This window comes from Laceyella putida, from assembly GCF_042665195.1.
Classification (GTDB): domain Bacteria; phylum Bacillota; class Bacilli; order Thermoactinomycetales; family Thermoactinomycetaceae; genus Laceyella; species Laceyella putida.
This window is the reverse complement of sequence record NZ_JBHTBW010000004.1, coordinates 1-22675: the sequence shown is the minus strand read 5'-3', so window position 1 is coordinate 22675 and position 22675 is coordinate 1. Positions and strand designations below refer to the sequence as shown.

21 protein-coding genes and 2 pseudogenes are annotated in these 22675 nt (G+C 47.8%); 5 read left to right on the top strand and 18 right to left on the bottom strand.

Annotated features, from left to right (window positions below; all coding sequences use genetic code 11):
• Window positions 1-187 precede the first annotated feature (187 nt).
• Complete coding sequence (locus ACFQNG_RS01075) at window positions 188-607, bottom strand: MFS transporter (protein WP_379862943.1); 420 nt, start codon at window positions 605-607, stop codon at window positions 188-190.
• 278 nt (window positions 608-885) lie between these two features.
• Window positions 886-1353: an MFS transporter gene (locus tag ACFQNG_RS01070; RefSeq protein WP_379862942.1), complete on the bottom strand. Its 468-nt coding sequence runs from the start codon at window positions 1351-1353 to the stop codon at window positions 886-888.
• 825 nt (window positions 1354-2178) lie between these two features.
• Between ACFQNG_RS01070 and ACFQNG_RS01065 the strand changes: the two genes are divergently transcribed.
• Window positions 2179-3489 (top strand): serine hydrolase domain-containing protein, encoded by a 1311-nt coding sequence (locus ACFQNG_RS01065; RefSeq protein ID WP_379862941.1) that lies wholly within the window; start codon window positions 2179-2181, stop codon window positions 3487-3489.
• Window positions 3490-3768: 279 nt separating this feature from the next.
• Here the strand turns inward: ACFQNG_RS01065 and ACFQNG_RS01060 are convergent, their stop codons facing one another.
• The 6 genes and pseudogenes from ACFQNG_RS01060 to ACFQNG_RS01035 all read right to left on the bottom strand — a co-directional run bounded on the left by ACFQNG_RS01060 (window position 3769) and on the right by ACFQNG_RS01035 (window position 9858).
• The gene (locus tag ACFQNG_RS01060) at window positions 3769-4143 is read right to left on the bottom strand and encodes an erythromycin esterase family protein (RefSeq protein WP_379862940.1); all 375 of its coding nucleotides are present in this window, start codon (window positions 4141-4143) and stop codon (window positions 3769-3771) included.
• A 49-nt stretch (window positions 4144-4192) separates the two neighbouring features.
• The gene (locus ACFQNG_RS01055) at window positions 4193-4483 is read right to left on the bottom strand and encodes a hypothetical protein (RefSeq protein ID WP_379862939.1); all 291 of its coding nucleotides are present in this window, start codon (window positions 4481-4483) and stop codon (window positions 4193-4195) included.
• A gap of 392 nt (window positions 4484-4875) precedes the next feature.
• Window positions 4876-5064 (bottom strand): hypothetical protein, encoded by a 189-nt coding sequence (locus ACFQNG_RS01050; protein WP_379862938.1) that lies wholly within the window; start codon window positions 5062-5064, stop codon window positions 4876-4878.
• Window positions 5065-5694: 630 nt separating this feature from the next.
• A pseudogene (locus ACFQNG_RS01045) lies at window positions 5695-7505 on the bottom strand (ABC transporter ATP-binding protein).
• 12 nt (window positions 7506-7517) lie between these two features.
• Window positions 7518-9271, bottom strand: a pseudogene (locus tag ACFQNG_RS01040) (ABC transporter ATP-binding protein).
• Between the two features lie 242 nt (window positions 9272-9513).
• On the bottom strand, window positions 9514-9858 hold the full coding sequence (locus ACFQNG_RS01035) for a hypothetical protein (RefSeq protein ID WP_379862937.1): 345 nt from the start codon (window positions 9856-9858) through the stop codon (window positions 9514-9516).
• Window positions 9859-9938: 80 nt separating this feature from the next.
• On the opposite strand from ACFQNG_RS01035, the gene ACFQNG_RS01030 reads away from it, so the two are divergent.
• Window positions 9939-10385, top strand: coding sequence for a carboxymuconolactone decarboxylase family protein (locus ACFQNG_RS01030; RefSeq protein ID WP_379862936.1), 447 nt, complete (start codon window positions 9939-9941; stop codon window positions 10383-10385).
• Between the two features lie 183 nt (window positions 10386-10568).
• Here ACFQNG_RS01030 and ACFQNG_RS01025 read toward each other — a convergent pair whose 3' ends face one another.
• The 7 genes from ACFQNG_RS01025 to ACFQNG_RS00995 form a co-directional block, all read right to left on the bottom strand.
• A complete protein-coding gene (locus ACFQNG_RS01025) occupies window positions 10569-10784 on the bottom strand; it encodes a hypothetical protein (RefSeq protein ID WP_379862935.1) in 216 nt (71 codons plus the stop codon).
• 178 nt (window positions 10785-10962) lie between these two features.
• On the bottom strand, window positions 10963-11148 hold the full coding sequence (locus tag ACFQNG_RS01020; protein ID WP_379862934.1) for a hypothetical protein: 186 nt from the start codon (window positions 11146-11148) through the stop codon (window positions 10963-10965).
• A gap of 81 nt (window positions 11149-11229) precedes the next feature.
• The gene (locus ACFQNG_RS01015) at window positions 11230-11883 is read right to left on the bottom strand and encodes an erythromycin esterase family protein (RefSeq protein WP_379862933.1); all 654 of its coding nucleotides are present in this window, start codon (window positions 11881-11883) and stop codon (window positions 11230-11232) included.
• Entirely contained in the window at window positions 11846-12253 is a 408-nt protein-coding gene (locus ACFQNG_RS01010) for an HAD family hydrolase (protein ID WP_379862932.1), read from the bottom strand. Before ACFQNG_RS01010 ends, ACFQNG_RS01015 begins: the two co-directional genes overlap by 38 nt.
• A gap of 29 nt (window positions 12254-12282) precedes the next feature.
• Window positions 12283-12513 (bottom strand): HAD hydrolase-like protein, encoded by a 231-nt coding sequence (locus ACFQNG_RS01005; RefSeq protein ID WP_379862998.1) that lies wholly within the window; start codon window positions 12511-12513, stop codon window positions 12283-12285.
• Window positions 12514-12683: 170 nt separating this feature from the next.
• Entirely contained in the window at window positions 12684-13985 is a 1302-nt protein-coding gene (locus ACFQNG_RS01000; protein ID WP_379862931.1) for a homoserine dehydrogenase, read from the bottom strand.
• 250 nt (window positions 13986-14235) lie between these two features.
• Complete coding sequence (locus ACFQNG_RS00995; RefSeq protein ID WP_379862930.1) at window positions 14236-15831, bottom strand: bifunctional metallophosphatase/5'-nucleotidase; 1596 nt, start codon at window positions 15829-15831, stop codon at window positions 14236-14238.
• Window positions 15832-16350: 519 nt separating this feature from the next.
• Between ACFQNG_RS00995 and ACFQNG_RS00990 the strand changes: the two genes are divergently transcribed.
• Window positions 16351-17643, top strand: a complete 1293-nt coding sequence (locus tag ACFQNG_RS00990) for a CitMHS family transporter (protein ID WP_379862929.1) — start codon at window positions 16351-16353, stop codon at window positions 17641-17643.
• Between the two features lie 54 nt (window positions 17644-17697).
• Here the strand turns inward: ACFQNG_RS00990 and ACFQNG_RS00985 are convergent, their stop codons facing one another.
• Window positions 17698-18933, bottom strand: coding sequence for a glycoside hydrolase family 16 protein (locus ACFQNG_RS00985; protein ID WP_379862928.1), 1236 nt, complete (start codon window positions 18931-18933; stop codon window positions 17698-17700).
• Window positions 18934-19303: 370 nt separating this feature from the next.
• Here ACFQNG_RS00985 and ACFQNG_RS00980 point away from each other — a divergent pair, with 370 nt between their 5' ends.
• Entirely contained in the window at window positions 19304-20839 is a 1536-nt protein-coding gene (locus ACFQNG_RS00980; protein WP_379862927.1) for a class I adenylate-forming enzyme family protein, read from the top strand.
• Window positions 20840-21047: 208 nt separating this feature from the next.
• Here ACFQNG_RS00980 and ACFQNG_RS00975 read toward each other — a convergent pair whose 3' ends face one another.
• The gene (locus ACFQNG_RS00975) at window positions 21048-21473 is read right to left on the bottom strand and encodes a ferredoxin reductase domain-containing protein (protein ID WP_379862926.1); all 426 of its coding nucleotides are present in this window, start codon (window positions 21471-21473) and stop codon (window positions 21048-21050) included.
• A gap of 122 nt (window positions 21474-21595) precedes the next feature.
• Window positions 21596-22228: a lysoplasmalogenase gene (locus ACFQNG_RS00970; protein WP_379862925.1), complete on the bottom strand. Its 633-nt coding sequence runs from the start codon at window positions 22226-22228 to the stop codon at window positions 21596-21598.
• Between the two features lie 253 nt (window positions 22229-22481).
• Between ACFQNG_RS00970 and ACFQNG_RS00965 the strand changes: the two genes are divergently transcribed.
• Window positions 22482-22631 (top strand): IS110 family transposase, encoded by a 150-nt coding sequence (locus tag ACFQNG_RS00965; RefSeq protein ID WP_379862924.1) that lies wholly within the window; start codon window positions 22482-22484, stop codon window positions 22629-22631.
• Window positions 22632-22675: the final 44 nt, after the last annotated feature.

The window sequence follows — 22675 nt, the reverse complement described above, 5'->3', positions numbered from 1 at the left end:
ACACAGATTATGGATCGTTCCATCTGTTGATCATTTCCCACGATACGTTGTGAACAAAGTTAGATTATCTTGTCCAAGAAGGCAAGTCAATGCAATCCGCGCAAAGGCGATCAGATCATAGTGGTTGATTACAAGTGATTTCAAAATGCTAGCTGTTCCCACGCTTTGTTTAATCCGTTTTCATGCGTTATTTCCTAATTAACCCGCAAATTTGCCGATTTTTTCTCCAAGGTTCCCACCACCGCAAAGAAAGCAATAATAATATGAAAGCTGCTCCCCAGTACATTCCCTCTACTCCAAAACGTGAATCGGCAAAATACAAAAGCAATGGACCCAGTGCAGCCCCCAAATCAGTTGCTATAGAATGCAAGGTCATAATGACATTTTTTTTCGACAATTGCGTTGCTATGTCTGAAGCTAATGCATCCATAACCGTGGTTAATACAGTAGCAGTAAGCTGTATCCCCAAAAGTATAAGTAGCCATATACCGAAAGAAATATTGAAAGGAATTAATGCAAAGAGAAAGGAAGCAATAACCAAAGTCGAAACAAAAATTGAGCGACGTCCCTTAAAACCATCTGACCTTTTCCCAAACCATGGGGCCAACCAAGGTTACCAAGCCCATCGCAAGGCTTGCAATATTCCCGCCAAAGAGGCAGCACCCATACTAACGCCCCATATCAGGGTAGTGTTATGTCGGCTATCAATCAGGTAGCTTAATGTTGACGTAAATAACCCTTGATATAACATGGCAATGAAAAGTCCAGTCACAAGTGTCCAAAATACACTTTTGTTTCTCCATAATGGTGTGGTAACGTGATTAACTGTGTTTACATGTATAGATTTAGAAGACTGGTTAACATATAGAATAACTAAAACGACTGCTAAAAATGAAAGGATAGCAAAAAAAATGAAACCATAGTAACCCCATAGAAATCAGCTAAAAACCCTCCTAAAAGCATTCCCACCAAACTGCCCAATCGATATAATCCGTTATAAACTCCCATGTAGTAACCACGGTTGTCTTGACTAGATACATCAAGAATCACAAAGTAAGCACCTAACCGCAAAAATGTCCAAGCTATTCCCCATATACACCTCATAATGAATAATAGCCAAAACCCGGTAGGACTTGGTGAGGTTTGAAGAACCTTTGCATCATGAGCGATATCTTTTCGGTTCCAAATTGCAAGCCTTAAGCCTGCTTGTAAGTCAAAAAAGGCAACAGCGCCATGCTCAAATTCTTTACCAACTATACCTTGTGTCGGTAGCCCCAGTCCGTTACGATAGAATTCCAACGATCTTTCCAAATCATCTACACCTAATGTAATTACTGTAATTCGTGGTTTCATAAAATGATGATACCTCCGTATCATGGCCCGAATGTGATACAATGGAACCGCCGAAAGGTAAATTTCGGACGTATGATTGCCTTGCCTCAGGAATGCGACCCCTAGGGCTTTAATTTTGCCCATAAGAAAATGCCATGACTCATATCACATTAAAAAACATAGGGCTGAGAGCCTTTGTGAGGCGTCCGAAATCGCTCCGAGTACTCTGGGTATCCCCGCTATCTCATTTTCGAGTTTTTGTATACAAAAAAGAGTATGCCTGCCCCTGCGCCTCTGCACCCCTGCCGTCCTCAGTCATTATCTCTTGCATGCGGTCACGGTGATCTCAGCGCTTCAGCTCATGCTCTGTCGATTTCATTTATTGCCACTATTTGAACGGTTTATCAAGAAAATTTTTGAAAACACATTAATTCACCGTATAATCTTTCATGGAGGTATTAGGGCGTGTCTGGCAAATCAAGTTGACCATTGGGAGAAGGCGGAAAACCTTTTCCCGATGAGCGCCGATGGACAAGTGAAGCGCATGGGAAAACGGTTTTGGAGTCGCTGACATATTTATCAGACACGCCCTAGAAAGAGGAATTTATACTTTATGCCAACTAGCCTGTAATGGTTCATTAATCAAATGGTTCCTAATTCTATTATCAATCAAGGAATTAGTGTGCCTATTTTTAACCGTTACGAGAAAAGCAGGGAATAAGTAGTTATAAACAAAACCATGCGGAAACCATAAGGTTAGGTTATTCCAGATTTTTTATTGGATAAAAATATTATCTCCTTTAACAAACATTACAGTTGCGTTTTTTGATAGGGGGCTAATAAAACATGAAAAAAATCGTGGGGCAATTGGAAGAATATTTGAATGCCTTAGATCAAAATGGATACTTTAGTGGATCGATTTTAGTGGGTTATAAGGGTGAAGTTTTAATATGTCAGGGATATGGCTTAGCAAATGTGGAACATAATGTTCCTAATACCCCGCAAACAAAATATCGAGTCGGCTCAATCACTAAAGGGTTTACAGCAACGGCCATTTTGCAATTACAAGAACAGGGAGCTCTTTCCGTACAGGATACTATTGATCGTTATCTTCCTGACTTCCTCAATGGTAAACAAATTACCATTCATCATTTATTAACTCATACTTCTGGTATTCCTAATTTCACTAGTTTTCCAGATTACTGGACACGTATTATGCGAATACCATCTACTTTGGATCAAACCATAGAGTTGTTTAAGAACCTTTCACTAGAATTTACACCGGGAGAGCGTTTTTCGTATTGTACTTCATCCTATCTTCTCCTGACAAAGATTATTGAACAACTTTCAGGTCACTCCTATGAAGAGTATCTGAGACAATTTATTTTTCAACCCCTTCATATGAACAATTCAGGTGTAGACAATGGTCGTACCATTTTGAAACATATGGCTACTGGATATTCCATCTGGAAGGAGAAGATCCATTCTGAATTTGTAGACATGTCTATTCCGCTTGGAGGCTACGGACTATATTCTACAGTAGAGGATTTATACCGATGGGACCAAGCTTTATATACCAATCAACTTATATCATATGAGTCTCTTCGTTCCATGTTTTCTCCTTATCAGCAAAATTATGGTTATGGATGGGCCATTCAACAGATGGAGATCGGTGGTAAGAAGCGGACTTGTATAAGTCATTATGGAGATGTTAATGGCTTCTGCGGAGACATTCTTCGATTTGTAGATGATGACTTAACAGTTATTGTGCTAAGTAATCTTAGTTTTACTCCAGTGACTTGGATAGGTAAAAATTTAGCCAAAGTGTTTTTCGGTGTTCCTATCAAGATTCCAGAGGCAATTCGATCGGTAGATTTAAATAAAGCAGCGATTCATAATTTGCTTGGAACCTATCAAACAGAGAACTCAAATCGAGAGTTACAGATTACCTACGAAAAAGGGCAGCTATATCTTACTACAACCAAAGTGCATGGCGCTCCTTGTCAATATCCTATACATCCTATATCTATTACTGAGAAACAAATAGAATTTGTTACTGAGTACATGGATGAAAGCTTAATTTTTGATCTAACACCAACTACTCCACGATTATGGTATAGAGAAATGGATAATATAAACCATTACCAAAGAACTTAGAAAACTGAGGGGTATCAGGAGCAAAGGAACAGAAAACTGGAATAAGCCTATCGGACATTAAAGAACTCATGAGAGAAAATCATGAATCCTTTACTTGGGTAGATTATATCATCATTACACACATATAAATGTTCGAGTATGCTAGTAATAGAGGTACCGCAAGAATTACTTCTTTTTTGAGACACTTATAAAAGGCTTGTCGGGTAACAAGGGCATGTTACCTTACAGGTCTAATAGGCTTAGCTTATGGGCATATGCTATTACTCCTATTTAAATATTTTATGGGGGATTTTTGATATAATTACTATACCAACCGACAGGCAGGTGTAATCTCCTGTATATGAATGATGATGTCGAACCAATCAGAGAGTAACCCATTGGATTTTTCTTGGGATCGTAGTAAGGGCCAATCGCACGCATCTTTGTTGGAGTTCTGAGCCATGATTGGACTGATTTAGGTTTTTCAGCGTGCAAATCCAATAGAAATGTATCCAGATTGGCCTTGCTCAAAACAGCTTCAGCAAACTCTGACGATGGTGGAGAAATAGGCTCCAAACCTAAGCCGTGATGAAAAGTTAGACAGATAGATGAATAACCCGATTCAAAGAATTTCCTTAGGTAGCTTCCCACGCTATACCCTCTATTCGGAAGCATGCAAATAGTTCGGATTAGATCTTTTTTGGACGCAATAAAAAAAGGACGACTACTCGTCCCCCATCCGCCTCTTCAATTCTTGGACTTCCTTCTCAATCAGATTTCCCTTATATATCCATGCGCGGGTGATATCCGTTAAACCCGATACACTTTCTTCCAATCTGAAAACACTGTCTTTTAATTCGGATACATCTTCCTTGAGTCCAGAAACATTCTCATCCAGTCTGGTTAGCCGCTCATCTTGTTTTTGGTTGAGTACCGCAACCATCTCCAAGACTTTTCCCATTTGTTCCATTTGATTCATCATCCGTTGTTCGGACTCTTGGATCATGGCTGCCACTCTATTTTCCATCCCCTTAAACAACGATTCCAGGACAACACACCCACTCTCGGACTTATCATCTACTTGATGGGTGTTCTCCTGAAGGGAGCGGCCGCTACCTCTTGAACATGGATCACCGCGTCCAATTCCTCTTTCGTTGGGATATGCTCCGCTTGAGCCTTTCTTCCCAATGGTTTTCATTCATCCGCTTCTCACTCCTCACTAACCAACATATCGAATTTTTCAGTCAAAAGCAAGGAGGAAAGTTCCTGAAAATAGGAAAAGACCCGCCGCTGCCACGACAAGTCTTCCGGGGGAATGCTTGCACCATTGGTTAAAAAGCATACGAAAGTTAATGATAATCATAATAAACGTTCTTTTCATCCGTCGACAACAAATCAATTTCTCCTCTAGCCCTCCTCGTGTTGTTTGCGCTCTTGATTTTTTTCCAAACGAATGGTCGCACCTTGGAGGACAAAACTGATTAGGTAAATAACGATGATAGCAACCAGGCGAATGGAGCTATTCGATACAGAGGCGGCCACAACTCCCAACGCCAACAGGGTGAACAACAAAATGAAAACACTTTTCAAATTCATAAGATATTGCCCCCCTCTAACGTATCCCTTCTATTCCATTTTATTGGAAACGAAGACGCCGCACCCGAAAATCCGCCAGACTCGTGGTGATAAAGGCATGGAAATTTGTTTTGTGGGATTAGCCATGGTTCACCCTCTCAAAAACACTCGTTTTTGAGAAGCAACAATCCGCCCAAATTAACCACCAGCCCAACTTTAACTCCAAATTCGCAGTTGCTTCACCCCCCCATTAGAGTTAACGGAGCGGACCAAACCCGTGGTTTACTGCCATTCCGTAGTTATCGATTTCGATAACTACGGAATACGGTCCGGATGGGATCCTAGGAGCCCTTAAATTTCGTTATCTTTATGACTGGAATAGAATATAATGAAAGAACATAACGTCCACTGTCATCATTCGACTATGCGCCTAAACAAGAGGCCATCTGTTACTGGGTGGCCTCTTCTGTTTTTTATGGGTGTTATCGGAACAACATTCCTATATGATTGGGGCATGTTATCGGAACTATTCGTGTGTTTTTGCATCAATCCGGACCGAGAATACCTATTCTCAGTACTATTATTAGGGCAAAAGATAGCGCCTTTTTATCTGGAATGAAGGACATCGCCGTCAAGTCAAGCAACCCGAGCTCAACAGACGTCGATCATCCGGTATTGCGCCTTCACCAGCTCATAGTAAACCCCTTGACTGTTCATCAACGTTTCGTGATTGCCCTGCTCCACAATTCGGCCATGGTCCAAGACGATGATATGGTCCGCTTCCCTGATGGTGGAGAGGCGATGCGCGATGATGATCGCGGTTCTGCCATGCAATAACTCTTTCAACGCCTGTTGGATTTTGACTTCCGTCTCCGTGTCGATGCTGGCGGTCGCTTCATCAAGAATCAGGATCTTGGGGTCGGCCAGCAAAGCCCGGGCAAACGACAACAGTTGGCGTTCCCCCACAGACAGCACATTGCCCCGCTCTTCCACTTCCGTCTGGTAACCTTGAGCCAGTTGTGAGATGAAAGAATGCGCCCCCACCGCTTTGGCCGCCGCGATGACTTGCTCATCACTCGCATCCGGATTGCCGAAACGGATATTTTCCATGATGGTGCCCGAGAAAATAAAGGTATCCTGCAACACCACACTGATTTGCGAGCGCAAGGGGGTAATGGCCAACTCTTTGATGTCATGACCATCGAGTTTGACAACACCTCCGGTGGCATCATAGAAGCGGCAGATGAGATTGGCGACCGTCGACTTTCCCGATCCCGTGTGCCCCACCAAGGCCACCGTTTGCCCCGCTTTGACGGATAAGGAAACGCCGTCCAAGGCTTTCCGTTTGTCATCATAGGAAAACTCCACCCGGTCAAATGCAATATCCCCTTTGATCCGATCAAGCATTAAGGCATTTTCCGAATCCGCCACGATCGGTTTTTCATCCAGAAACTCAAAAATCCGCTCCGAGGAAGCCATTCCCATCAACAATTGGTTGTAAACCTGACCCAAGCGGGAAATCGGCTCCCAAAACATTCCCAAATAAAAGGCGAACGACACGAATTCCCCGATGGTGCACTCTTGGCGAACCACGAGCGTGGCGCCGTACCAGATGAGAATCGCGGTGCCGATGGCGTTGGTCATTTCTACAAATGGGCCAAACTGCGCGTTTTTCCGGACCGTTTCTTTCCATGTTTCGAAGTTTTCGGCATTCAGTCCATTAAAAAATTGGCTGTTTTCTTGCTCTTGCGTAAACGCTTGGGTAACCCGAATCCCTTGAATGCTTTCGCTCAAATGCGAATTGAGCTTCGATTGTTTCAAACGCACCCGTTGCCAGGACAAGCGTATCTTTTTGCGCAAGTTGGTCGAGATGAAAAACATGAGCGGCAACACGACCATGATGGCAATGGTGAGCTTGAGGTTCAACGAGAAGAGAATGACCAAAATTCCCATCAACAGCAGAATATCCGTTAAGGAGTTGATCACGCCGTTGGTGAACAGCTCTTGCAACGAGTTGATGTCATTCATGATCCGCACCAGAATGGATCCCGCCGACCGCGAATCGAAAAAGCGGTGGGACAGAAACTGCACATGCGTGAATAAATGTTTTCGAATGTCATAGATCACATTTTGCCCCAACTGATTCATCCAACGAATGCGAAAAGTGTTGGCCAGATACAGGATCAAGTACAAGCCCAAGATGATGAGCACCAGCTTGATCAATAAGACTTGGTATTTTCCACGATCGCCCGATCCAAGGTGTACACCCCGATTAAAATCGGGATCGTTAAGCGAACACCCATGGCGATGATGACCATGAGCACGGACAGCGGCAGCCAATTTTTCACATAGGGTTTCATATATTGGAGCAGGCGCCACATCTGTTGCCAGTTGAATGGCTTGTCAATCACTTGATCCTGTGCATAGTGAAACCGCTCCAGGATGTGTTTTCGTCCTTCCATTCTTTCACCTACCTAGCAGCGTTGGTTCTGCGCGACCGACTGGTGATCTCGATACTGGATCTGATAGATGCGTTGGTACAAACCTTGGTTTTCCAACAACTCCTCATGCGTGCCGCGTTCCACTATTCGCCCTTGATCCAACACCAAAATCTCATCGGCATGTTTTAAGGATGAAATGCGGTGGGCGATGATGAAAGTGGTTCTTCCCTTCATCACTTCCCTGAGCGCATGCTGGATTTGCAATTCCGTCTCCATGTCGACCGCACTGGTCGCATCGTCCAATATCAAGATGCTCGGATTGATGCAGATGGCCCGGGCGATGGCGATCCGTTGTTTCTGTCCCCCGGATAAGCCCATGCCCCTTTCCCCCAGCACCGTGTCATACCCGTCCGGCAATTCCATGATGAAATCATGGGCTTGGGCCCGTTTGGCGGCATCGACAATCTCCTCCATCGTCGCATCCGGTCTGCCGTAAGCGATATTGGCTTGGATCGTCGACGAAAAGAGGAACGACTCCTGCAAGACACATCCGATGTGGGATCGCAACGATTTTAATCCATAAGCTTGAATGGGGCGGCCATCAATCAGAATCTCTCCTTCAGTCGGCTCATAAAAGCGTGAGATCAAGTGAGTGATGCTGGTTTTTCCCGATCCTGTCGCGCCGATCAGGCCGATCGTTTTGCCCGGTGGCGCATCAAACTGGATCTGTTTGAGCGCGGCGCCTTCCTCATTGCCATAGTGAAAGGTGACGTTGTCAAAGACCACATGCCCCGCGATTTTTTCAGTCTGGATCCCCGTTTCCCCATCGCGGATGGTTTCTTCCGCTTCCAGGATTTCCAGCAAACGCTCGCCGGACGCTTTCGCCTGCGAAAACATGTTGATGGTGAACCCCAAATTGACGATGGGCCAGATGATATACCAGATCAAACTGTAAAACGCAACCAGCTCACCGGGTTGCAAGTTGCCGCCGATGACCATATGGCCTCCGTAAGCCAACAGCCCCACCACACAAAGGTTGCCGATCAATTCCATCAAGGGGAAGTAGCGCGCCCAGATGGATGCGGTGTTCAGATGGGTCATTTTGTAATTATCATTCTTTTCGTTAAACAACGAAATTTCTACCTCTTCTTTGGAGAGGGATTTCACGGTGCGGATGCCACTGATGTTCTCCTGCACCTTGGTGTTTAATTGCCCAAAGGATACGCGGATTTTGCGGAAAGCCGGATGGACGTTTTTGTCAAAGCGGTAAATGGCGATGCTCAATAAAGGCAATGCCGCAATCGTCACCAATGTAAGCGGTACTGAATAAAAAACATCACGCAAAGGCTCGTTCCCACAACGATGATGAAACGCAGCACTTCACTGAACCCAAAGGACAGAAAGAAGCGAAATCCTTCCACATCCGCCGTGAGGCGCGACATCAAGTCACCCGTTTTCGCGTTGTCATAATAACTGAACGAAAGGCGTTGCAGTTCATCATATAACGCATTGCGCAGGCGATAGACGGATTGGATCCCAAACAAATCAGCCAAATAATGTTGTATAAACGTGGATATGCTCTTGACGGCCATCATCGCGATAAACCCCAAAGCGATCCACGGCACCAAGTGGTACTGCTTCGCAAGCACCACTTTATCGATCGTCAGTTGCAACATGATCGGATATACAACCGTTATCGCAGTCACGATGAGCAGAAACAGCATCGACCAATAAAAATCCCTTCGGTAAGGAAGATAAAAGGACTGCAATTTTTTAAAGACAGACATGTTCCCCTTCCTTTCTCCATCATCTATCCTTACAGATGAAACCGTCTTTCACATCGTTTAGACCCCCGAAAATTTCTTAATGGAAAACGGAAGCAAATTGCCGCAAGCTCTACAGCCGGGCCAGAAACAAATTACCCAAGGCCGAGCCCCTTTTCTCCGCCGATCCCGCACAGACCGAACCGCTTGTCCAAGCGTTTATTAAAGCGGCCAACACCGGTCAATTCGGTGGTTTTATCGAACTGTTAACCGAACAAGCCGTCCTGCTGTCCGATGGGGGCGGAAAAGTCCGCGCAGCCATCCGTCCCATTATGGGGCGCGCCCGCATCCGGGCCTTTTTGGAAGGGATCGCCAAAAAGGGGTCCCTTGAAGGCACCTTGCTTCCCGTTGCCATCAATGGCCAGGCGGGGCTCCTGTTCATCAAAAACGGCCATGTCGCCATGGCGCTCTGCTTTGCGCAAGACACGGCGCAAAAACGGGCCACGCACATTTACATCGTGTCCAATCCCGACAAGTTGCGGCACATCGCGGAACGTTGAAACGGTGCCTTTGATGCCGTCATCCGACGCTTGTCCCCGTTTTCGCCACATTCGGATTTCATGTCACAATTCTCCGTTGTTTCTTGTCTACTTCATGCAACACTAAATTCCTGAACAACGGAGGAGATCCCATGCAATTGCGAATGAAACATGCTGAAGCCAACCCCGGCGCCTTTCAAACCATGCTCCAACTTGAGAAGTTCATCAAAACATCCGGCCTTGATCCCAAGCTGTACGAACTAATCAAATTGCGCGCCTCGCAACTGAACGGATGCGCGTTTTGTGTGGATATGCATGCGAAGGAGATGCGGAAAATGGGCGAATCGGAACAACGCATCATCCTGCTTTCCGTCTGGCGCGACACCCCGCTTTACACGGAGGAGGAAAGAGCGGTGCTTGAATTGACCGAAGCCGTCACACGCATAGCCGATGCTGGAGTGCCCGACCACCTGTATGAAAAGGTGAGAGCTCACTTCGATGAGGCCCAGTTCGTGACTCTCATCATGGCGATCAACACCATTAACTGCTGGAACCGGCTCGGCATCGCCACCGGCATGTTCCCCGAATGCAATCATTAACAACTGAATGGATTGGGTACAATACGGTACTCAATCCATTTTCCGTTCCGTTATGCCATCTTCAGGAAGTGGTTTCTCCGCTCTATTTAAGGAATCCGTTCGGAATGGAAGCAAGCTGGATGACCTTATCCAGCTTCTTTTTTTGTGGGGAGTGAGGAAGTTCATGAAATGAGTAAGTTTTTATCATGCAAAAAGATAACCAACCATTACCATCGCGACCTCTATAAGCACACCCACCATCATCAGGATAAGCAATTCCCAGTCTCTGTGCATAGCGGTCACCCTCTCTTTCCCAATCTTCCCCACGAAAGGGATACCGAGTGGCCTATCAATTCGGCTACCGTCGGCAATTTCAATCCCAGTGGGTCTAATAGATTTGCCAGACACGCTTTTGTTCACGATAACCTCCATTTTCCGCCAATTACCAATTATTTTCATTATAATATATAATATAATGAATTTCAAATTTTTCTAGTATAATTTTATTTATTTCACAATTGTATCACTTGCAGTCTGTAAGAAAAAAACGCCGGTTTAGATGGCGGTGATTTCATCATAATATTTTTTTGCTAGTTCGCTATTGTTTTCCGCAGCATATTTGTTCCCGTATTGCTTTTTCCAGAAAAATGCTGACGGTTTGGATGCGACCTTGCAAAACATGCGCCGTGACTTGGATCAGCTTCGGATCTTTGGGATAGATGGCGGCCAATGCCTGTTCATTGGCTTCCACAAACTGAATCAACTCTTGATAACCAGCGATCATTTGGACTTTTTCCTTTTGGTACCGATCTATATCATTGCTTTGGAAACTGTTTGCAAGTTGAAGCTCCAATAGCTCCGCTTTCTACGCCATGGCCGGATTCACTTGTTTAAACCAATTCCGCAAAAAAGCGTGGTAAGTGCCTGTGGGTTGCAAGTCAAAGCCGGATAATCTTAACGGAACGTCACTTTTTTTATGCTTTTTCACGTATTCGAACAAGGGTATCATTTCTTGCGTATGCCAGACGCTGATAATGGCATTTAGCATGGTATGAAGTGGTATACTTTTGTCGGCATAAAGATCAGCGAAATGGGTTTCGCCCAAGCCCGATTCAAAAGCAATCACATCAAATGCGAGCTCTTCATGCAGATATTGAATCAGTCGCACTTTGGAAGAAATGAATTCAGCTGCACCATGCGAGCTCTCACCTAGCATAACGATTCGTTTCCTTTTTAATACTCTTTTCAAAAAAACTAGATCCCGATAGGCATCTTCTTCACTCGGCTCTAATTTTTCCACCGGGTTCGCATGATTTCCCAACCATTTTTCCCAACTATGATCATGTAACCCTTGTTTATATTTACTCATCTCCTTAACCCCTTTATTATAGGTTTCTCCCAAAAAATGCGGTGATGTGGCAACGGGGCTGACGGCAAAAATCACCTCGCCCACCGCCATGCAGGGGAGGTGATTTTTCCCATCATGTATGGGATTGCCGCAACCAATGGAACGTTTCATCGGCTGAAAAACCATCCATGCCATCTTCACACAGGAAATCGGCTTGCAGAAAAGGCTCCGCCAAGGGCCTGTCCGTCAGATAAGGGATAGCCACGCAACCCATGCCCGCCGCTTTGGCCGCTTCCACCCCATACTGCGAATCCTCCATCACCACACAATGCTCCGGCGCCACGCCCAAGCGCTTGGCGGCTTCCAGGAAAACGTCGGGAGCCGGTTTCCCTCTTGGCACTTCTTCAGAGGACAACACCACATCAAAGTAGGTTTGCAACCCCGTCTGCTTGAGCACGGACCCAATGATGGCCGCAGACGAACCGGACGCAACCGCGAGAGGATAACCCGCCCCTTTCAACAAATCCAAAAATTTCCTCATCTCCGGAAAGACAGTCGTATTCGTTGCCGCTATTTCCAAGTAATAGCGATTTTTTTCTCCACCAAGGCCTCAATGGAGTCTTGAAAAAGATATTCGGGGTAGTTCTTGCGGATATCTTCAAGCATCTCTTTGGTGCTGATGCCAACGTAGCGCTGATTCATCGCTTCATCAAACACCCATCCATGTTCGGCAAATAGCTTTTGGCTTGCTGCGAAATAGTTGGGCTCACTATCAACCAACGTTCCATCCAAATCAAAAATGACTGCTTTGAACCCCGTTAGGCCGGTTTCCGTCGTGTGGACCTCCCCTTTGCAACATTAACTTTTCGCTACCCGTACTATTACTTTATCAGATCGCCACCCGCTCAAGAACCCGTCCATGACAAGCAAAAACAGAAAGCGGGTTTCCCCGCTTTCCGTCCAACCGTTCGTCACTCTTCGCCATCCTCCACACGGTACCAGCTTTTGATCTCTTTGATGACCTGCATGTCCGCCAAAGCGAGCAGGGCTTGCTGCAGATCACTCTTGGCGATCTGATGGGTCACCAGAACGATCTCCGCTTCATGCCCTTCATGGTACGGCTGTTGGATGACTTGTCCCAGAGAGATGCGGTTATCAGCGAACAACTGGGTGATTTGGGCGAGCACGCCCCGTTGATCCGCCACGACCATGCGCAAAAAATACTTGGAGTGCTTTTCCCCATCCGCCTTTAAGCGTTTTTCTTTGTACGGGGCCACCATTCCCTGTCCATTGACGCCCAGCTTCATGTTTTTCACCACCGTCACCAGATCGGACACGACCGAGGTGGCCGTCGGCAATTCCCCCGCACCCGGCCCGTAGAACATCGTTTCACCCACCGCTTCACCATAAACGTAAACCGCGTTAAACACGCCATTCACGGAGGCCAACGGATGTGAACGGTGAACCATCGTCGGCTCGACACTCACTTCGATTTTGTCATCATCGCGCTGTGCCAGACCCAATAACTTGATTTCAAAGCCCAGCTTTTTGCCGAACGCGATATCCTCTTTGGACACCTCGCGAATCCCTTTCACATCGACCTCTTCCAGATTCACCGCCACGCGAAACCCCAGGGTGGAGAGGATCGTCATTTTGCGGGCGGCGTCAATCCCATCCACATCGGACGTGGGGTCCGCCTCGGCATATCCCAGCGCTTGCGCTTCTTTCAATACCGCCTCGTAGGCGGCGCCATCTTGGCTCATCTTGCTCAAGATATAATTGGTTGTCCCATTCACAATCCCCATCATTTTGGTGATCCGATCAGAGGAGAAGCTCTCTTCCAGCGCCCTCAAGATCGGAATGCCCCCCGCCACGCTCGCCTCATAAAACACATCACAGCCCCGCTCCTTGGCAAGGGTCAATATCTCGGCCCCATGCAGCGCCATCAAGTCTTTGTTGGCCGTAACCACATGCTTTCCCTGTTCCAAGGCGGCACAAATATATTCCTTGGCCGGATGGATGCCTCCCATCACCTCAACCACCACATCGATGGCGGGGTCATACAAGACCTCTTCCGCCCGGTCGGTGAGCAGATGCTCCGTTCCAGCCACATTCCGCTTTTTTCCCCGATCGCGCACCAGAATTTTATGAATTTCTATGCTGAGTCCTGTTTGTTTAAACAAATCTTCTTGATGTGCCGCTATAATCCGCACCACGCCTGTCCCCACTGTCCCAAACCCCAATAGTCCCACTTTGACTGATGTCCGCTCCATCTGGTACCTCCTCGCATAAAAGTAGGGAATTCTTTTTTTGATCTTCGTGTCTTTATATAAAGGACAAATGTTTTCTGGTTGCAGATAGTATAGCTAACGACACAACTGATGACAATACCCAAAAAATAATTTATTTTAAAAATATGATTAAGATCCATTGAATTCAATTTATGTGAAAGCGGTGCCATTCATCAGCCATGGGTACGGACGACAAAAAAGAAGAGAGCGGCGTCCCACACCGCTCTCCTCCCTATGAACCTTTTTGCAACATGATCCTCCCTTCGATTTGGGCGGAAAAAGGCTGGGGCTTTTGCTTGATATAATCAATCAACACATCCAGTTCGTTATCCCCAATCATGCGCTGGGTGCCTTCTTCAAAAGCGGTGAAGCCCCCGCCCCCCTCAGCCAAGTAGCTATTCACCACCACCGAGTACGTTTCACGAGGGTCAATTGGTGTCCCATCGGCTCTCCTTAAAGCCAAAATGCGCTTACCGCCTGGGCGATTGGGGTTCCAAGTGAATGTCAAGCCCGACACCTGCAAAATCCGGGTCCGTGATGGGCCTTGAAACTGTTGATCGAGAACTTTCTTGATCTGGTTCCCGGTCAGTTCCATCTTCACCAGTTCATTTCCGAAAGGTTGAGCGGCATACGCATCCCCCCACGTCACTTTTCCTGCGGGCAGGTCCGCTTGGATCCCCCGATGGTTGGTAAAAGCAAAATCGGCGTTCATCGATTTGCGCTGGGCATCTGCGATCATATTTCCCAAGGCCGATTCGCCCGCTTCATTTGGCTCACGGGTGATCGGGCCTGCCGTTTCCCCAATCACTTCCTTCATCAACGGCTCGATTCTCTTTTTCGCCGCATCGACAATCCGTTTCACATCCGGATCCGGCTGAACCCCATCTGTGTATGTGGGGATGATTTCAGCCTGCTTGTCCACCACGTCTCCGCTGACACGGTCAATCACCAGGTCCACATCCGCCAAGGCCAACCCATGGCTTAACGCCTGAACCACCAACTTGTCATCGATCGTGGTCTGGATCTGAGTGTGGGTATGACCGGAGAAAACCACATCCACCGCGGGGTCCAACTTTTTGGTTATGTCCGCGATCTCCCCGGTGACTTCCCCTTTTTCCCCGCGAACCCAACCGCCTTCGTGCGCCAAGACGATAATCGTTTCCACCCCTTTATCCCTGAGCGCTTTGACCTCCCGGTTCACCGCGGCCGCTTCGTCAGTGAATTCGACGTCTTTGAGGTAGCTTTTCTTTACGACCATCGCGGTACTTTTGGTCACCACTCCGATAAAACCGATTGGCACACCATCCACAACTTTCACATAATGCGGCGGCAAAATCGGGCGGCCCGTGTTTTTATCCATCACATTGGCCACGATATAGGGAAACTCCGCTCCCGTATAATAGCCCGTCCTCTCATGATATCCGCCATCGATCAGTCGTTTCATCTCCGGAATGCCTTCGTCAAACTCGTGATTGCCCACGGTTCCGATATCAAATCCCAAAGAATTCAACACATCTATCGTCGGTTCATCCTGCAAAAGGGAGGACTCCGGCGCACTTGCCCCGACCATATCCCCTATTTGCAGGAGCAAGGTATGCGGGTTTAATGCCGCCCTTTCCCGCAGATAGGCGGCCAAGACGGGAGCCGATCCCGCCGTCCGATTGTTCACGCTTCGCGGTTGATCCAATTGACCATGCAAATCGTTAATGCCCAACAATTGAACATTCACAGAGCCCGGTTGCTCGTCGGCCATCGTGAACCCGGGCAAAACCGGGGCCCCCACCAACAGCAACACCGGCAAGAACATGCGGTAAAATGGCTTGTACAAACCCTCTTCCCCTCCCAATTCATTCCCTGCACAGGAACGAAACATCGCATTCGCTTTTTTACGTATACGACGCCCTGTATTAATTTCCTTTATTCCCCAATTTGAGGTGAAAAAACAGCGAACACCCCTACCCCAACCATGAAACGCCTCTCTCTCCTGAAGGGCACGACATTGAGCAAACCAAGTCCTCAGGTGTAGGCATTCCATTGCGCGCGCTCATCCGCCGTGTCGCTTGCCAGCTTGTTGACGAGGATCTGGATCAAGTCTTTCAGGCAGCAACCCTTTTGCCGTGAACTTTATGAACAAAAGTTGGCTAATGAAATGAATGCAGATTATTTTCATATAGGATACAGCAGTGAAAATGTTTTCTATAATACCTGAAAAGACCTGATCCATAGAATAAAAGAAAAGCAATGCATTCTTCTAAGCATGCCCCGTCCGTATCTCGGCCGCTCTTTTTTCGCTCTTATTTGTAAGCGCATTCATATGGACCCATTCTTATTTTAAAGGAGGTAGCTTATGTTAGCGTTTTTGGGTTTCTCCATGGTGGTCGTGTTCATGTATTTGATCATGACCCATCGCATGTCCGCTTTGATCGCCTTGATGGTGATTCCGATTCTCTTTGGCCTGATTGGCGGTTTCGGCACGTCGATGGGCGACATGATGCTGGAAGGATTGAAAAGTGTCGCCCCAACGGGCGTGATGTTGATATTCGCCATCCTGTATTTTGGCATCATGATCGATGCCGGCTTATTCGACCCCCTCATCGGCGCCATCTTGAAAGTCGTCAAGGGGGACCCATTGAAAATCGTCATCGGAACGGCCGTTCTCGCCATGTTGGTGGCGCTGGATGGAGATGGCACCACTACCTACATCATCACGGTATCGGCCATGCTTCCCCTGTATGTGCGGCTTGGCATGAACCCGCTTATTTTATCGAGCGTCGCCATGCTTGCCTTCGGGATCATGAATATGATGCCATGGGGCGGACCCACGGCAAGAGCCATCAGCGCGCTGCATCTCGACGCAACTGAAGTGTTCCCGCCTCTGATTCCCATCATGGCCGCCGGTTTGATCTGGGTGTGTTTCTCCGCTTATCTCTTTGGCAAAAAAGAACGAAAACGTTTGGGCATTGTCCAAATCAACCATGCGCACATCCCAATGGAGACAGCGGCGGCCCTTGAAGAGCAAACCGACATCAAACGGCCCCGGTTGTTATGGTTTAATTTCCTGTTAACCGCCGCTCTTTTGGTGGGGCTTATCAGGGGAATCATGCCCCTGCCCATTTTGTTCATGATCGCTTTTGCGGTCGCCGCCATGGTCAACTATCCATCATTGGATGAACAAAAGAAACGGATTTCCGCCCATGCCGGCAACGTCCTGATGGTCGTGTCATTGGTGTTCGCCTCCGGCATTTTCACCGGCATCTTGTCCGGCACCAAAATGGTGGATGCCATGGCCGCCAGTTTGGTCTCGATCATTCCCGAATCATTGGGGCCCTATTTTTCGATCATTACGGCGATTACCAGTCTGCCGTTCACTTACTTCATGGCGAATGACCCATACTATTTCGGTGTGCTCCCGATCATCGCCAAAACGGCGGCCGCCTACTCCGTCGACCCTGTCGCCATCGCCCGGGCCTCTGTGCTGGGCCAGCCCATCCATGCCATGAGTCCGCTGATGGCTTCCGCCTATTTATTGGTGGGCATGGTGGGTGTGGAGTTTGGGGAGCATCAACGGTTTATCCTCAAATGGGCCTTGGGCACCTCCGCCGTCATGATCATGGCGGCCGTGCTGCTCGGCGCCATCTGATCGCAAGCGCGCAAAAACCCACCTCCGATGCGAAAGGGGTGGGTTTTCCTCATATTACGGTTTGGTGTAAGAATACCAAGCGGTGTCGTATTGAACGCCACCGATATTGTAGGTGAATTGATACTGCAACACTTGACCTGAACTTAATCCGCTCACCGTGTATTCCCAGCGGGCCGCGCCGCTGTTATAAGTCATGTTGACATTCTGCTGCGACAAGCCCGGTTGGACATAGTGCAAAATCACATAGCTGGCGGTGGAAGGAGGCTTAAACCAGACCTTGGCTTGCGTTGACCCCACATTCTCCACCCCGTAATTGGAGCCGCCCGGATCTCCCGGATTGCCTGAACCACCCTGTTTCGTCCAGACCGCCACGTAATCCACGTTCATCGATGCGCCGGAAGCGGTGGAAGGTGTCGGATTCCCGGGCCAACCGCCACCCATGGCCAGGTTGAGGATAATGAAAAACCCATGGTTGGTCGCATTGGCCCACGTCGTGGCGTCCACTTGGTTGGCGCTGACGGTATGAAACAGCGAACCATCGACATACCAGCGGATTTGCTCCGGTGAGACACTTCTGTCCCATTCAACCGCATACGTATGGTAAGCCGTCTGAAGAGATGGGGAGAAGCCGGAGCGATTGCCACCGATCCCGCTTGTCTCGTTGCAAGGGCCACCCGGGTTCACCCCACAGTGGAGGGTTCCCCACACAGTATTGGCGCCGTTGACATTTTCCATGATATCGATTTCCCCAATGCTCGGCCAATTCCAGTAGTTACCCCGGAAAGGGGCACCCAGCATCCAGAATGCCGGCCAGTACCCTTGTGCGGCGGCGCCCGTCACATTTGGCAATTGAATGGAGGCCTCCACGCGCATCACGCCACCCGCAGGCGGCTGAAAATCCGTCCGTTGCGTTTCGATGCGTCCGGAAGTCCACCCGCCGCCGGCATCCCGTATCGCTTTGATCACGAGATGTCCGCTCCCGTCTTGATAGACATTGTTGGTGCTATCCGTCATATACTCAATCTCACCGGTGCCCCAGTTGGCAGCTCCCCCCGGGTAGCTATGCCCGATGTCATAAATCCATTTCGTTCGGTCCACTCCACTCCCTTGCGCTCCATTGAAGTCGTCACTGAATGCCAGACTCCATCCTGGCGGTGTCGGGGGAACAGAGGCATTGGCCCCGGCAGGATAGGTGTATACAGAACCAAACACCGTGAGGATCAGCATAACCACAATGAAAGTGCGCGAAGCGATGGAACCTTTCCGCCGTAATCTCCCAAAAGTGTACATGCCATCACACCCTTTCCAACAAAATGTCCCTTTTTAGAAACCGATTTCCATATTGAGCAAAAGAATTCGACTAAAATTTACCTGGACTTTGGTTTGCAAGGCAATAAAAACAAGTACATATATACCCTTATAAACCCAATTTTTATGGAAACCGTTTTCTTCATTAGAATAGCAAAAGAGAGCACGCAAATCCTATAGGTAAAAAGTCCAATCTTTTTATAATTAGCAATATTATTGTTTATTGTAAAATTATTTCTATGAACTGATTAAAATCCACAGATTAATGTAAAGCTGTCTTTTTATATATAATTCTATCAGTTATGATTAAATAGAATTGTTTGCGAAATATTTTCTAACTGAGGTGATCCACATGACGAAAAATGGTTTTACACTTGGGGAACTGCTCAAACGAAGAGCCCGCTTCAGCCCCTGTCATGAAGCATTGGTCGGGCCTCGCCGCCGTCTTAATTTTGAAGAATTTAATCATATTTCCAATCAAATCGGACACTACCTGCTCGAACAAGGCATTCAACCTGGAGACCGGGTTGCCCTTCTCGCTTGCACCAATTTTCACTTCTCCTTGTTGTACTTCGCCGCCGCGAAAGTTGGCGCGATTACCGTCGGGCTGAATTGGCGCTTGACTCCTGCAGAGCTGAACCGGATATTGGACGATTGCCAACCACGCATCATCTTTTATGATGACCTGTATGCCGATCTGGTGGACAACCTCACTCTCCATCCCTCCACGCAAACAGTCAGGGCGCTCTATCATTATGATTTGGATCCCGCTTTCACCAAAGCTTATGCCATCCATCCCACAACGGAGCCTGAGGTGGAAGTGGACCCGGATGAACCAGTTGTATTGACTTACACCTCCGGCACAACAGGTGCGCCAAAAGGGGTGATGATCACTCATCGAAATCTGTATGAAGCGGGGGTGATGAACAGTTGCACTCTGCAGCAGCAGATGGGAGACCGCATGTTGTATATCACCCCGCTTTGCCATATCACCGGCACGGGGATGTTGGCCTATCAGCCCATGATCGGACTAACGTATGTATTTATGCCCCAATTTGACCCGGCCAAGTATATGGATCTGCTTGACAAGGAAAGGATTACGCATTCCCTGCTCGTTCCGGGATTGTTGCGTCTGCTCTTTCCGCTTTTTCTGGAATCGGATAAAGAATTTGGCTCATTTAAAGAATTCATATCCGGAGGTTCCTCCGTTCCCAGTGATGTGATCCGGCAGTATGAAGCGCTCGGATTTAACATCACGCAATGCTACGCATCAACAGAGGCCTTGTTTATCTCGCTTTGGAATGTTTCGATGGGAATGGAACATTGCCATACGGTGGGGAAGTCATTTTTGGGCGAGCTGAAAGTGGTGGATCCTGTCACGAGAGAGGAATTGCCCCAAGGGGAGATTGGGGAAATCGCCGTCAGCAGTCCCATGCTCTTCAAAGGCTATTGGAATCAACCGGAGGAGACCGCCAAAGTGCTCGTGGATGGGTGGCTGTATACGGGAGACGCTGGCAGGTTCGATAAAGACAATTATTTGGAGATTGTCGACCGCTATAAAGATGTGATCCACTGCAGCGGAGGTGAAAAGATCTATCCGGCTGAAGTGGAACAGGTGATTCTGGGAGTGGATGATGTGGTGGAAGTCGCGCTGATTGGTGTCAAACACGAGGTGTGGAACGAAATCCCCAGGGCTTATGTCGTCAAGAAACCAGACTCCCTACTGACCGAAACAGACGTGTTGGACTATGCCCATGCCAAACTGGCCGAATATAAATTAATGGAAGTCACCTTTGTCGAACAACTGCCACGCAACGCTTTCGGCAAAGTGATGAAAGCGGTCTTGCGGGAACAAGCAAACGCAAACAGAGGTCAAGCCCATACATAGAGATCACAGCCGTTTATGAACGGAAACGCATGGACACCTTGCGCTGAAAAACGCCTGCTGATGCGAGTCGGCAGGCGCTTTGTTTAGAAGATAACAGAAAACCCCTTCTCTGTTGCCAAACATCAACCGATTCTGCGCGCTTCCTCATCGCGCATCCCTGTGGCTCTTTTCAGCAAAAAAGCTTCCCCGTCAAAGGTTAGCTTCCCGATCAGTCACGCAAAGTGGCGGAAATCACATTCATCTCTGGCGCCGAAAGGTTGGTGATTTTCACTGAATAACTGCCTCTGCGCAGGTCTTCAAAATAACACATGCCGGTCGTTTGGAAGTTATAATTGTCCCCTATGCAAGAGTCAACCACTTCACCACGGCGGTTCATCAACTCAATCGTGTAAGAACCTTGCCAAGGGTCTTCCCCATCCCGGCCGGAAGCGATTTGCGTGATCTTCAACACTTTTTCCCCGCTTGGCAGTAACACCTTTCCGGACTCCATCGACTCACCCGGATGCAGGATGCCGGAACCGGACCAATATACGCTTGATGTTCCGGCTGCTCCCGCCAAGGACGGGTAAGCAAAACCGGACAGGAAAGCGCCTAAGACCAAAACGACAGCTAAACCGCGCAACCATTTTTTCATCCTATCCATTCCTTTCAAACAATGATATGTTGAATCTGATTGTATTTTAGAAAAGGAATGTTTCATGAGAATAAATAATTATTTCCAAGTTGTAAAAAATGAACAAAGCCATATCCGTTCTTTCACCCGTGCCACACTTCCAACGCAAACAGCGTTTGTGCCAAAAAATACAGGGCCATCAGCGCCATTTCCGCCATCCTGAACTTCCGCACAAACCGGTCCCAAGCCAAAATGGCATCTGACGCGGCAAAGGCGACGGCCCCCACCACAAGCAGGAGCGAACCGTGCCGCACAGCCATCACCACCATCAGGGTAATCACGCCGATGTAGAAACCAACCGCCATGACTAACCTGTTCCCTCCTTCCCGTTTGGCGCCAGGGCGAAGAAACCGAAAGGCAAAGAGGGCGACTCCAAGCAACAGCACCGCTGTCGCAAGTGAAATCCAAGACAGCTTCCCCACCATCGCAAAAGCCGCGATGTAACAGAGATGCGCAAGAAGAAAAGCGCTTAATCCCCCCACAAACCGTTCCCGCGGCAACATCAAACAAATATCCCCGATTAGCGAGAAAAACAGCCCGCACACAATCAGCCAACCGCTCCAGCCGGCTTGCTCCAGACGCACCGTCGCCATGGCGATGATCAGCAACATCGTGCCGGGTTTGAGAATGTATTTTCCGACCATGCTCCGTTTGGCCAAAACCAACAGATACGCCATGCTGGACAGGAGAATACATCCCAGCCAAATAGTCGGCACTCCCCTCACCTCCTCGTAGGTTAATATGATTTGTAGACAAGCACCGAAAATTGTTAGAAAATGCAAAAAAAGGTGCGTTTCGGGGAGATTCATCACCTCCTTGCGAGATTTCAAAATCATTGCCGTTGAAAGACTAATCCCCTGAAACTACATAATCTACCTATTAGACGATCATTAGGGCGTAGTGTTGAAATACACCGAATCTACGAGGCCATCGCAATGGTAGATGAATCTTAGTAAATAACTGGAGAGGATGTCCATGAACTATTTTGTAGGAATTGATCTTGCTGATCGTAAGCATGATGTCTGCATCCTAGATTCTTCAGGCAATGTCTTAAAAGAATTTGTAGTTCCTCATTTACCAGAGGGGGTAGATCGAGTTCTTCTAGGGCGTGTCTGGTGAATGATTAATTGAGCCACATGATCAAGGAAATCAAGGTAATGGCA

Coding starts and splice junctions, on each gene's coding strand:
- ACFQNG_RS01020 (WP_379862934.1), bottom strand. CDS start 11,148: ATGATCGCTGGTTATCAAGAGTTGATTCAGTTTGTGGAAGCCAATGAA.
- ACFQNG_RS00990 (WP_379862929.1), top strand. CDS start 16,351: ATGTTAGCGTTTTTGGGTTTCTCCATGGTGGTCGTGTTCATGTATTTG.
- ACFQNG_RS01070 (WP_379862942.1), bottom strand. CDS start 1,353: ATGAAACCACGAATTACAGTAATTACATTAGGTGTAGATGATTTGGAA.
- ACFQNG_RS00975 (WP_379862926.1), bottom strand. CDS start 21,473: ATGAAAAAATGGTTGCGCGGTTTAGCTGTCGTTTTGGTCTTAGGCGCT.
- ACFQNG_RS01035 (WP_379862937.1), bottom strand. CDS start 9,858: ATGTGGCGAAAACGGGGACAAGCGTCGGATGACGGCATCAAAGGCACC.
- ACFQNG_RS01000 (WP_379862931.1), bottom strand. CDS start 13,985: ATGGAGCGGACATCAGTCAAAGTGGGACTATTGGGGTTTGGGACAGTG.
- ACFQNG_RS00980 (WP_379862927.1), top strand. CDS start 19,304: ATGACGAAAAATGGTTTTACACTTGGGGAACTGCTCAAACGAAGAGCC.
- ACFQNG_RS00985 (WP_379862928.1), bottom strand. CDS start 18,933: ATGTACACTTTTGGGAGATTACGGCGGAAAGGTTCCATCGCTTCGCGC.
- ACFQNG_RS01050 (WP_379862938.1), bottom strand. CDS start 5,064: ATGAATTTGAAAAGTGTTTTCATTTTGTTGTTCACCCTGTTGGCGTTG.
- ACFQNG_RS01060 (WP_379862940.1), bottom strand. CDS start 4,143: ATGCTTCCGAATAGAGGGTATAGCGTGGGAAGCTACCTAAGGAAATTC.
- ACFQNG_RS01065 (WP_379862941.1), top strand. CDS start 2,179: ATGAAAAAAATCGTGGGGCAATTGGAAGAATATTTGAATGCCTTAGAT.
- ACFQNG_RS01030 (WP_379862936.1), top strand. CDS start 9,939: ATGCAATTGCGAATGAAACATGCTGAAGCCAACCCCGGCGCCTTTCAA.
- ACFQNG_RS01010 (WP_379862932.1), bottom strand. CDS start 12,253: ATGAGGAAATTTTTGGATTTGTTGAAAGGGGCGGGTTATCCTCTCGCG.
- ACFQNG_RS00965 (WP_379862924.1), top strand. CDS start 22,482: ATGTCCATGAACTATTTTGTAGGAATTGATCTTGCTGATCGTAAGCAT.
- ACFQNG_RS01015 (WP_379862933.1), bottom strand. CDS start 11,883: ATGAAACGTTCCATTGGTTGCGGCAATCCCATACATGATGGGAAAAAT.